Source organism: Solemya elarraichensis gill symbiont, from assembly GCF_002021095.1.
Lineage (GTDB): Bacteria > Pseudomonadota > Gammaproteobacteria > Chromatiales > Chromatiaceae.
Genome location: NZ_MPRK01000042.1, coordinates 1 through 10,434, shown reverse-complemented (window position 1 = coordinate 10,434; position 10,434 = coordinate 1). Strand labels below are relative to the sequence as shown.

Sequence of the window (10,434 nt, the reverse complement as noted above, 5' to 3'; positions counted from 1 at the left end):
CTTCCTTCAGTTCTCATCAACCAGATTGCCGCTGGCGAGGTTGTTGAGCGCCCGGCTTCCGTGGTCAAGGAGCTGGTCGAGAACAGTCTTGATGCAGGCGCAACAGATATTGATGTTGCAGTTGACCAGGGCGGCGTCAAACGCATTCGCATCCGCGATGACGGTCACGGTATTCTCGCTGATGATATCGGCCTGGCGCTATCACGCCATGCGACCAGCAAGCTCACGTCACTTGAGGACCTTGAGCGCATTGCCAGCATGGGTTTCCGTGGTGAAGCCCTGCCGAGTATTGCCTCGGTATCACGTCTTACCCTGACATCCCGCACCACTGATGATGCGCATGCCACCATAGTAGATTCTGCCGGCGAGGTGAGTGCAGCAGCACATCCTGTCGGCACCACGCTTGAGGTTGTCGATCTTTTCTACAACACGCCGGCGCGACGCAAGTTTCTGAAAACCGAGAAGACCGAGTTCGGTCACATCGACCAGTTGTTGCGACGCATTGCACTGGCGCGTTTCGATGTCGGTTTCCGCTTAAGCCATAACGGTCGCGAGGTGTTGCGCCTTGCACCTGCCCTGAAACGAGAGCAGCAGTTGCAGCGCCTGGCACAACTCCTCGGCAAGGGGTTCGTCGAGAATTGCCTCGAGCTTGATCACGAGGCAGCGGGTTTGCGCCTGTGGGGATGGGTTGGCTTGCCGACTTTCTCGCGCAGCCAGGCCGATATGCAGCACTTTTTTGTCAATGGCCGCATGGTGCGTGACAAGCTGGTCGCGCACGCTATCCGCCAGGCATTTCAGGATGTGCTTTTTCACGGCAGGCATCCTGCCTATGTTCTTTACCTTGAGCTTGATCCTGTGCTGGTTGATGTTAACGTGCATCCCACCAAGCACGAGGTGCGTTTCAGGGAAGGACGCCTGGTTCACGATTTTATCTTCCGCACCCTGCACAAGGTGATTGGCGAGAACCGTCCTGGCGATCTACCGACAGATAGTGGAGAGGGTGTCACATCGACCACTCAACCTTCACTTTCTCCAGAAAGGCCTGCCTATACACAATCGGTCATGCCTCCACAGCAGTCCCTCGGTCTCTCAGTACGCGACAAGCAGGCAACTTATGAAGCAGTCACCCGCCTGCAGATGCCAGCATCAATACCGGAACAGCAACAAGCAGGCGAGGCGTTGTTACCGGAAGGGGATGAGAATGTTCCACCACTGGGTTACGCGGTGGCACAGTTGCATGGAATTTATATTCTTGCCGAAAACAGCGAGGGTATGGTTGTTGTCGATATGCATGCAGCCCATGAGCGAATTACTTATGAGCGCATGAAACTGGCGCTGGAGGAGGGTGGTATGCGTTCACAGCCGTTGCTGGTACCTGTCTCTGTCGATGTCAGCAATCGTGAGGCTGAACTGGCGCGCGACTGCCGTGACCAGCTGCTGGAACTGGGCATGGAGATCGATGCACTGGGCAAGGAGAAGCTTGTAATTCGTTCGATGCCTGTCTACCTTCAGGGCGCCAATGCCGAACAGCTGCTGCGCGATGTCCTCGCCGACCTTGCTGTTTATGGAAACAGCCAGCGCGTGGCTGAGCATATCAATGAGATGCTTGGCACGATTGCCTGTCATGGCTCAGTGAGGGCGAACCGGCGCCTGACAATTCCCGAAATGAATGCACTCTTGCGCGACATGGAAGCGACAGAACGCAGTGGTCAATGCAACCATGGCCGTCCAACCTGGATTCCACTCGGGCTTGGCGAGATCGACAAGTGGTTCAGCCGCGGACAATGAAGCAACAACTGCCACCAGCCATTTTCCTCATGGGGCCAACTGCATCGGGCAAGACCTAACTGGCAATGGAGCTGGTTGAGAGCCTGCCGTGCGATATCATTAGTGTTGATTCTGCACTGGTCTACCGCGATATGAATGTCGGTACCGCGAAACCAACGGCTGAGGAGTTACGCCGCGCACCCCACCGGCTGATCGAGATCTGTGATCCGGACGAGGCCTATTCTGCCGCACGTTTTCGCGAGGATGCGCTGCGCGAGATGCTGCAGATCACAGAAGCCGGACGTATTCCTTTGCTGGTGGGCGGCACCATGCTCTATTTTCGCGCCCTGCAGCACGGTTTGTCACCACTGCCCGAGGCCGATGAGTCGATTCGGGCGCAGTTGCTCGAGGAGGCGCAGAAGGGTGGTTGGGAAGCGATGCACCGGCAGTTACAGCAAGTTGATCCGGCGGCAGCAGAGCGGATCCATCCCAACGATCCGCAACGTATTCAGCGTGCGCTGGAGGTCTATCGCATTACCGGCAAGCCCTTGACGGAGGTGCAACAGCAAAAACAGGACCAGCTGGCTTACCGGGTGCTGAAACTGGTGTGGGCACCGTTTAGCCGCGAGGAGCTGCGTGAAAGAATTGCTGTGCGTTTCGGGCAGATGATCACACAAGGTTTCGAGGAGGAGGTGCGCTCACTACTGGAGAAATTTGACCTCACACCTGATATGCCCTCAATGCGCAGCGTCGGTTACCGCCAGATGTTGCAGTATATTCGTGGTGAAATCAGTCGTGATGAGATGGTCGAGACGGCGATCACGGCCACGCGGCAGCTCGCCAAGCGCCAAATGACCTGGCTCAGAAAGGAAGAGGATGCGATCTGGCTGAAACAGCGAAGTGAGCTTGGGGAACAATTACCACAATTTGGAGTCCATTGAGTTTCAAGCTGCAGATGTCTATGATATGCAGACTGGCGCCGGTGTTTTACGCCATACAATTACAATAACCAAGCCACAATAGGATGAACCATCATGTCAAAAGGGCAAAATCTACAAGATCCTTTTCTCAACGCGCTGCGTAAGGAGCGTGTACCCGTCTCGATTTACCTTGTGAATGGCATCAAGCTGCAGGGTCAGGTCGAGTCCTTCGACCAGTTTGTTGTTCTGCTCAAGAATGCTGTCAGCCAGATGGTCTATAAACATGCCATCTCCACCATTGTGCCTGCGCGGAATGTCCGTCTTGCCACTGATGATGGCGATTCTGACCAGCCTGAGCCGGGTAACGCCTGATATCACCATTTTCAGGTACTGATTAACTCGTGGAGCTTTTCGAACGCCCGGATAGTGGCGAGCGCGCCGTTCTTGTGCATGTCGGTTTTTCCGGACAGCCTGACGAGGAGGAACTCCAGGAGTTTGCTGAACTCGCTGGTTCAGCCGGTGCTGAGGCAGTTGCACAGCTCACGGGTGTACGTTCATCTCCTGACAGCCGCACCTTTATTGGCAAGGGCAAACTTGAAGAGTTAAAGGAACTGCTGGCGATGCACGACGGCGAACTGGTCATTTTTGACCATGAGTTGTCTCCGGCACAGGAACGTAACCTGGAGAGTGAACTCTCCTGCCGTGTACTCGATCGCTCCGGCCTGATACTGGATATCTTTGCCCAACGGGCGCGCTCCTTCGAGGGTAAGCTGCAGGTTGAGCTGGCACAGCTCAAGCACCTCTCCACGCGCCTCGTAAGAGGCTGGACACACCTTGAGCGCCAGAAGGGCGGTATCGGCCTGCGCGGACCGGGTGAAACCCAGCTGGAGACAGACCGGCGTCTCATCGGGGCGCGTATTACCCGTATCCAGAAACGTCTTGAGAAAGTTGATGCCCAGCGCGAACTGGGGCGCAAGGCGCGTCGCCGTGCCGATACGCCGACTGCTTCCCTTGTCGGTTATACCAATGCCGGAAAATCGACCCTTTTCAATCGCCTGGTTGAGGCGGACGTTTATGCGCAGGATCAGCTGTTTGCGACGCTTGATCCGACACTCAGGCGGCTTGAACTACCGAATAACAGCTCGCTGGTGCTGGCAGATACGGTTGGCTTTATCTCACGCCTGCCGCACGAGTTGATCGCGGCATTCAAATCGACCCTGCAAGAGACTATCGATGCTTCCTTGTTATTGCACGTGGTCGATGCCTCCAATCCGCAGTACCAGCTGCAGGTTGCTGAAGTGGATGATGTGCTGCAGCAGATCAAGGCGGAAACTATTCCGCAGCTGATCGTAATGAACAAGATCGACAGGATGGAAGAGGTCGAGCCGCGCATCGAAAGAGATGATGAGGGACGTCCGATCAAGGTCTGGCTTTCTGCCGTTAGCGGTGAGGGAATCGATCTGCTTGTCGATGCGCTGGTTGAACTGGTTGCGAATGAACAGGTGACGAAAACGCTCGAATTGCCCCCGTCAGAAGGCGCATTGCGGGCTGCGCTGTACCGTGAAGCAGAGATTCTCGAAGAGAAATATTCAGAGCAGGGCGACACGATCGTCAGTTTCAGAATGCCTCTGCGTAGCTTCAATCAACTCAAAAAGAACTTCCCGCTGTTGCGCGAGGAACCATCCGCAGGGTGACGTAGTCCAAACTCTCTCTAAGAGCATGGTATGAATTGTGCGCCAATCCGGCTAGAATTCGTGCTTTGGCATTATTTGCCCATAATTAAATTACTATTCCGGAGTTTTGAATGGCATGGAATCAACCGGGTGGCGGCGATCGCGACCCCTGGGGTGGAGGTAACCGCAATGACGGCCCACCCGATCTTGACGAAGTAGTTAAGAATCTACAGAAAAAACTCGGCGGCCTGTTTGGCAAGTCGCGTAACAACGGCGGCGGAGAAAGTTCCGGTGGCGGTGTCAGCTTTCCCGGCGGCATAGGCGGCAAGGGTATTGTTGCGCTGTTGGTACTTGCTGTCGCGGTCTGGGCTGCCAGTGGATTCTATATTGTCCAGCCGGCAGAGCGTGGTATCGAGTTGCGTTTTGGTGCCTTCGATGATGTTACCCAACCGGGTCCTAACTGGCATATACCTTATCCAATAGAGGAAGTTATCAAGGTTAACGTTGATAATGTCGAGAACTTTCAAGTTGAGGCACACATGCTGACGCGTGATGAGAATATCGTCGACCTGGAATTGAAGGTACAGTATCGCATCTCCGCTCCTGAAACCTACCTGTTCAGGGACTTTGCCCCGGAGAAAACCATTCGCGATGCGACCGAAACAGCACTGCGTGAGGTTGTGGGACAGAATCCACTCGACAGCATTATCGTATCGGAGAATCGTAGCCAGATTGCAGATGCTGTAGAGCAGGGCCTGCGTACACTGGTCGAACGTTACCAGACTGGTCTCGAGATTGTTGGTGTTAATATTCAGCGTGCGGGTGCACCACCTGCTGTAAAAGAGGCGTTTGATGACGTCAACAAGGCACGTGAGGACAAGGAGCGCTTCGAGAACAAGGCCGAGGCCTATGCTAACGAGATTGTACCGCGTGCACGTGGTGCTTCTGCCCGTCGTCTTGAAGATGCCAAGGCCTACAGGGCACAGGTCATTGCAGAGGCTGAAGGTGAGTCTGCGCGCTTTCTCTCGCTCCTTGGCGAGTACAAGAGGGCGCCTGAAGTGACACGCCAGCGTCTTTATCTGGAAACTGTTGAGCAGGTCTACAGTGACACGAGTAAAGTGGTCATGGATACCAACTCAAGCAATAATCTCACCTACATTCCGCTGGACCAGTTGATGAAGCAGCGCATCCGTACAGCTCCTCAGCAGGAGCAGTTGGATGATCTTGGGACGACGGCGGCAGATCCCGGCGACAGCCAGGCAACAGGGCGTGTTGATTCACGCGGCAGCCGTGACAGGAGGACTCGTTGATGGGTAAATTAATCGTTGGAATCGTACTGGTTGCACTGGTTGCACTGGTTTCCATGGCATTTGTCGTCGATGAGCGCGAGGTTGCTATCAAGCTGCGTCTCGGTGAGATCGTCGAGGCCGAATATGATCCGGGTGTCCATTTCCGTATCCCGCTGATCAACTCCGTGATCAAGTTTGACCGCCGCATACAGACGCTTGATTCACGCCCACAGGAATTTCTTACCATCAACAAGAAGTTTGTCGTGGTGGACTCTTTCGTCAAGTGGCGCATTTTGCAGGTCGAAAAGTTCTACCGTACCACGCGCGGTGATATGCGACGTGCAGCTGAGCTGCTGGGCGAACGTATCAACACGGCACTGCGTGACGAGTTCGCCAAGCGCACCATCCAGGAAGTTATTTCGGGTGAACGTGCCGAAATCATGGAGCTGCTTGCAAAGTCAGCATCTGAAGATGCATCAGACCTGGGTGTTGAAATTATCGACGTACGTGTCAAGAAGGTTGATTTTCCCCCGAAGTTGAGCGAGGCGATCTACAGTCGTATGCGTACCGAGCGTGAACGTGCGGCCAAGGAGCTGCGTGCACAGGGTGCCGAGGCAGCCGAAAGGATTCGCGCAGAGGCAGAGCGTGAGCGCACAGAACTGCTTGCTGAAGCCTATCGTGATGCGGAGAAAATCCGTGGTGAGGGTGATGCGCAATCTGCAGAGATTTACTCCACTGCATTTGAGCAGGATGCTGAATTCTATGCCTTTTGGCGCAGTCTCAGCTCCTACCGTACTATCTTCGAGCAGGGTGGTGACGTGATGCTGTTGAATCCTGAATCGGAATTTTTTCGTTACTTGAATCAGCAATCGCAGTAGAATCAGAATGTTGAGTTAGTTGCACAGGCCGGGCTTGTCCCGGCCTTTTTCAGGATTGACCCGGGCAAGGCTATGCAGGATCTGTGGGCGGCACTCGCACTGTTGATGATTATCGAGGGAATTTTTCCCTTTCTTTCGCCACAGAAGTTTCGCGAGACAATGCGTAAAATGTCCGATATGGACGACAATTCGATGCGAACGGCGGGGATAATCAGTATGATTGCCGGTCTTGTCCTGCTTTACCTGGTGCGTCTGTAGAAAACGACAAAGAGAATGATGAAAAGCCATAATGAACACTGGTTGCTGCCGGAAGGCATAGATGAACTGTTACCGCCACAGGCGGAACAGGTTGAACAGTTGCGCCGGCGGTTACTGGATCTGTACCACGGGTGGGGTTATCAGCTGGTGATGCCGCCGCTGGTCGAGTACGTCGAATCCCTGCTCACCGGAACCGGCGCAGATCTGGATCTGAAGACTTTCAAGCTGACCGATCAGCTAAGTGGCCGCATGATGGGCCTGCGTGCAGACATGACGCCGCAGGTTGCACGTATTGATGCGCACAAGTTGTGCTGCGATACGCCGTCACGGCTCTGTTATATCGGTAACGTACTGTGGACACGCCCCGACGGTTTTGGCGGATCCCGCAGTCCGCTGCAGGTAGGCGCCGAGCTGTTTGGTCATGATGGTGTTGCCAGCGATGTCGAGGTGCTGACCCTGATGCTGGATACGCTCAAGGCGGCAGGTTTGCCGCGTATCCATTTCGACCTTGGGCACGTGGGTATCTATCGTGGACTTGTCGAGCAGGCAGGTATCAGCAGTGAAGATGAATTGGTGCTGTTCGATGCACTGCAGCGTAAGGCGCTGCCTGAGATCGAGATGCTCATCGCCGAACTGGAGTTGGACAGTGATATGGCCGATATGCTGCTGGCTTTGCCTAGTCTGTGTGGCGATATGTCAACGCTTGATGACGCGAAAAGCAGGTTGGCAAAGGCCTCTCAGGAGGTTAAGGCGGCGCTCGAAAATCTTGAACAAATCGCCACCTCGATCGCATCGAGGGTCAGCGGTGCGAGTGTACATATCGATATTGCTGAACTGCGCGCTTACCACTACCAGACAGGTATTGTATTTGCAGCATTTGCGCCTGGCAGTGGTACCGAGATTGCACGCGGTGGTCGCTACAACGATATTGGTCATGCCTTCGGACGTGCACGTCCGGCAACAGGTTTCAGTACTGATTTGCGCATCCTCTCGGAGCTTGGCTCTGTGCAGCAGGTGCAGCAACCGACACGCATTCTGGCACCCTGGGGTGATGACGCTGAATTACTTGCGCTGGTCAACAGCTTGCGCCAGGAAGGACGTATCGTCATCCAGGAATTGCCGGGGCAGGATGTTGATACGGTCGCTATGGAGTGCGACGAGGTGATACGCAAGACAGATTCTGGCTGGCGTGTCGAGAAAGGGAATTGAGACAGGTTTTTTTGATTTTATTTTCGGAAGTGTAGAGATGGGCAAGAATGTCATAGTAATCGGTTCCCAGTGGGGAGATGAAGGCAAGGGCAAGGTCGTAGACCTGCTGACTGATAAGGCGTCGGCGGTTGCGCGCTTCCAGGGCGGGCACAATGCCGGTCATACGCTGGTGATCGATGGGAAGCAGACAATTCTGCACCTGATCCCATCCGGCGTACTGCGCGAGAACGTGCTGTGCCTGATCGGCAATGGTGTGGTGCTTTCTCCCGCTGCGCTGCTCGAGGAGCTGCAGATGCTAGAAGAGTCGGGCGTGCCTGCACGTGAGCGTCTTCGTATCAGCGAATCCTGCCCATTGATCCTGCCGTACCACATCGCACTTGACCAGGCGCGCGAGATTGCACGTGGCAAGAAGGCGATCGGTACCACGGGACGCGGAATAGGTCCTGCCTACGAGGACAAGATTTCACGTCGCGGCATCCGTCTGGGTGAGATGGTTGATGTGGAGCACTTCAAGGCGCGTCTTGCAGAGGTGATGGAGTATCACAACTATGCGCTGGTCAACTATTACAAGCAGGATGCGGTTGATTACCAAACGGTGCTTGATGAGGCTCTGCAGCAGCGTGAGCAGCTGATCGGACTGATCGACGATATCCCCGGTATCCTTCATCGCATGCGTCGTGAGGGCAAGAGCATCATGTTCGAAGGTGCCCAGGGCGCCCTGCTTGATATCGACCATGGTACCTATCCCTATGTTACCTCTTCCAATACCACTGCCGGTGGAGCCGCTGCCGGTTCAGGCGTTGGCCCGCGTGATTTCGACTATATTCTTGGCATCGTTAAGGCGTATACCACGCGTGTTGGCGCTGGCCCCTTCCCGACGGAGCTTTTCGATGAGGATGGCAACCATCTTGGCGAAAAGGGTCATGAGTTCGGTGCAACTACGGGGCGTGAGCGCCGTTGCGGCTGGCTCGATTCGGTTGCCCTGCGCCGTTCGCTCGAGATCAACAGTGTGACAGGTATGTGTATTACCAAGCTCGACGTGCTCGACGGTATGGATACCCTGAAAATCTGTGTTGCCTACAATCTCAATGGCGAAGAAGTGTCACACCCACCGGCTGGTGCTGATCTGTTTGAGCAGTGCGAACCAGTCTATATAGAGCTTCCTGGCTGGAGTGAATCAACGGCTGGCGTCAAAAATTATGACGAGCTGCCGGAAGCCGCGAGGAAGTATTTGCGCAAAATCGAGGAGCTGTGCGAGACGCCTATCGATATCATCTCAACCGGTCCGGATCGCTCGGAAACAATGATTTTGCGACACCCGTTTGAGTAAGCATTGTGCAATACACCATAAATAAATGCACCCTAGTGGTGCATTTATTTATGCCTGAATCGCTATACTTCGGGGCATTCAAAGCATAGCCTCTGTCCTGCTGAGTAAAAAACCATTCAAGTTACATTGTAAAAATTACACATATAAGTGGGGTAAGTTATGACTGGTGAAATAGCAGTTTCTTTTGGAGTGATAGGGCTTGTACTAGGCTTTATCATTTTTGGAATGGTCAAGCGCCATCCGGTGACAATCGACCGAGTTGGCGAGATCGGTGACGAGATTCATCACGGTGCGATGGTCTTTATCAAACGCGAATACAGCATGCTGGGTATGTTTGCCCTGGTTCTGCTGGTTGGCCTCTACTTCAGCCTTGGCTGGAAAACAGCGCTGGCATTCCTGGTCGGTGCACTTGCATCTGCTACCGCTGGCTGGATTGGCATGTATACGGCCACCCACGCCAACTCGCGCACTACTTGTGCTGCAAAAGACGAAGGTCCAGCGGCAGCACTTTCAGTTGCCTTTTTTGGCGGTTCCATCATGGGTCTGGCAGTTGCCTCACTGGGTCTGATTGGCCTTGGTTCTCTCTACCTGGTGTTTGGCGGTGATCCCGAGACGGCTCACGCGATCCACGGTTTCGGTATGGGTGCTTCAACTGTTGCGCTCTTCTCTCGTGTCGGTGGCGGTATCTTCACCAAGAGTGCGGACGTCGGTGCTGACCTGGTTGGCAAGGTAGAAGCCGGTATCCCTGAGGATGATCCACGTAACCCTGGTGTTATTGCCGATAACGTTGGTGACAACGTTGGTGACGTTGCCGGTATGGGGTCAGATATTTTCGAGTCCTACTGTGGTTCCATGATCGCTACTATCGCGATTGCATCAACGCTGTCAGCGGCGACGCTTGCCAGTATGGGTACACAGGAAGCGCTCATGAGCCTGCCATTACTGCTGGCGTCTGCCGGCCTGTTGAGCTCGATTCTCGGTATTGCCACAGTCAAGCTGGTTTCCGGTAAGGAGCCCGCGGTGGCACTGCGTATCGGCACCATGGGAGCGACCATTCTTTTCATGGTCATGGCCTACTTCGTAGTGACCATGACAGGTGTAGCAGTCGGC

The 10,434-nt window shown here is 54.5% G+C and carries 10 protein-coding genes; all 10 read left to right on the top strand.

What is annotated here, in order from left to right; all coding sequences use genetic code 11:
* Positions 1-1,788, top strand: a 1,788-nt coding sequence (gene mutL / locus BOW51_RS03530; protein WP_078476466.1) for a DNA mismatch repair endonuclease MutL, incomplete at its 5' end; no start/stop codon positions are given.
* A gap of 65 nt (positions 1,789-1,853) precedes the next feature.
* Complete coding sequence (gene miaA / locus BOW51_RS03525; protein WP_245828434.1) at positions 1,854-2,708, top strand: tRNA (adenosine(37)-N6)-dimethylallyltransferase MiaA; 855 nt, start codon at positions 1,854-1,856, stop codon at positions 2,706-2,708.
* Between the two features lie 93 nt (positions 2,709-2,801).
* Complete coding sequence (hfq, locus tag BOW51_RS03520) at positions 2,802-3,059, top strand: RNA chaperone Hfq (RefSeq protein ID WP_078476465.1); 258 nt, start codon at positions 2,802-2,804, stop codon at positions 3,057-3,059.
* 29 nt (positions 3,060-3,088) lie between these two features.
* Complete coding sequence (hflX, locus tag BOW51_RS03515; RefSeq protein ID WP_078476464.1) at positions 3,089-4,381, top strand: ribosome rescue GTPase HflX; 1,293 nt, start codon at positions 3,089-3,091, stop codon at positions 4,379-4,381.
* A gap of 110 nt (positions 4,382-4,491) precedes the next feature.
* Positions 4,492-5,670, top strand: a complete 1,179-nt coding sequence (hflK, locus tag BOW51_RS03510; RefSeq protein ID WP_078476463.1) for an FtsH protease activity modulator HflK — start codon at positions 4,492-4,494, stop codon at positions 5,668-5,670.
* Positions 5,670-6,527 (top strand): protease modulator HflC, encoded by an 858-nt coding sequence (hflC, locus tag BOW51_RS03505; protein ID WP_078476462.1) that lies wholly within the window; start codon positions 5,670-5,672, stop codon positions 6,525-6,527. Before hflK ends, hflC begins: the two co-directional genes overlap by 1 nt.
* A 72-nt stretch (positions 6,528-6,599) precedes the next feature.
* On the top strand, positions 6,600-6,785 hold the full coding sequence (locus tag BOW51_RS03500; RefSeq protein WP_043115901.1) for a DUF2065 domain-containing protein: 186 nt from the start codon (positions 6,600-6,602) through the stop codon (positions 6,783-6,785).
* An 18-nt stretch (positions 6,786-6,803) separates the two neighbouring features.
* Positions 6,804-7,994 (top strand): ATP phosphoribosyltransferase regulatory subunit, encoded by a 1,191-nt coding sequence (locus tag BOW51_RS03495; RefSeq protein ID WP_135568031.1) that lies wholly within the window; start codon positions 6,804-6,806, stop codon positions 7,992-7,994.
* A gap of 37 nt (positions 7,995-8,031) precedes the next feature.
* Entirely contained in the window at positions 8,032-9,324 is a 1,293-nt protein-coding gene (locus BOW51_RS03490) for an adenylosuccinate synthase (RefSeq protein WP_078476460.1), read from the top strand.
* A gap of 159 nt (positions 9,325-9,483) precedes the next feature.
* Positions 9,484-10,434, top strand: a 951-nt coding sequence (locus tag BOW51_RS03485; RefSeq protein WP_167367230.1) for a sodium/proton-translocating pyrophosphatase, incomplete at its 3' end; no start/stop codon positions are given.